Source organism: Bradyrhizobium sp. 76 (assembly GCF_023073025.1).
Lineage (GTDB): Bacteria > Pseudomonadota > Alphaproteobacteria > Rhizobiales > Xanthobacteraceae > Bradyrhizobium.
Genome location: NZ_JADPIS010000156.1, coordinates 1 through 983 on the forward strand (window position 1 = coordinate 1; position 983 = coordinate 983).

Consider the following 983-nt stretch of genomic DNA (forward strand, 5'->3'; position numbering starts at 1 on the left):
CGCCGGGCGGGCCGAACAGCAGCAGATTGGCGCCCTTGCCGAGCCAACCATCGCCGGCGGCGAGCGCGGTCACCTGCGCCTTGGAGATCATCGGCACAGCCTCGAAGTCGAAGTTGTCGAAGGTCTTTCCAGCGGGCAGCCGCGCCTCGACGAGATGGCGCTCGACGCGGCGGCGGCCGCGTTCGGCGATCTCGTGCTCGGCAATGGTGGCGAGGAAGCGGGCCGCCGGCCAGCCTTCCTTGTCGGACTGCTCGGCAAATTGCGGCCACAGCACCTTGATGGCTGGCAGCCGCAACTCGTTGAGCAATAGATTGAGGCGCGCGGTGTCAATGGTGTTGGCCGTGCTCATGCGGCACCTCCGATCTCGCCGGCACCGATGAGGCACTCATAGGTGGCGAGCGGTGCGAGCTGCACCACGACGTGCGGCACGCAGGCCGGATCGGGAGAGAAGTAAGCGCGCAGCCGGTTGAGGTCGGGCAGTCGGCCGGCATCAAGCTCGGTCGCGAGCTGATCGGCGAGTTCGGCCTCGCAGCCGCGCTCATGGGCCAGTGCGAGCAGATCGACCATGATCCGGCAGGCTTTCCTGTCCGGCAGCCGTTCGCGCAAGCAATCGAAGGTTCGGCGATAGGCATCGCGCGGGAACAGCCGATCACGGTAGACGAGATTGAGCAGCGCCATTGGCTTGCGCCGCAAGGAATGGATCACGTGCCGATAATCGACGACCTGGTCGTGCTTGCCGTTGGGATGCGGCCGCCCACGCGGCAGGGTGACGAGATGGGTGCCGCCGACGAACACGTCGAGACGATCGTCGTAAAGGCGCACCCGCAGTTGGTGCCCGATCAAACGCGACGGCACGGTGTAGAACACCTTGCGCAAGGTGAAGCCGCCGCTTGACGTCACGCGGACAATCACCTCCTCGTAGTCCGAGGTGCGGCGATCTGGCAACGCCTGCAGGGTGGCGCGCTCGTGGTCGATCCGCTTGG

General features: G+C 66.2%; 1 protein-coding gene and 1 pseudogene. Both read right to left on the minus strand.

All coding sequences use genetic code 11. The features are described from left to right. A partial coding sequence (locus IVB48_RS40565) for an ATP-binding protein (protein WP_247408851.1) occupies nucleotides 1-349 on the minus strand: 349 nt, incomplete at its 3' end. Then, nucleotides 346-983 (minus strand): annotated as a pseudogene (locus IVB48_RS40570) (IS21 family transposase); the annotation flags it as partial. The gene IVB48_RS40565 and the pseudogene IVB48_RS40570, both read right to left, overlap by 4 nt.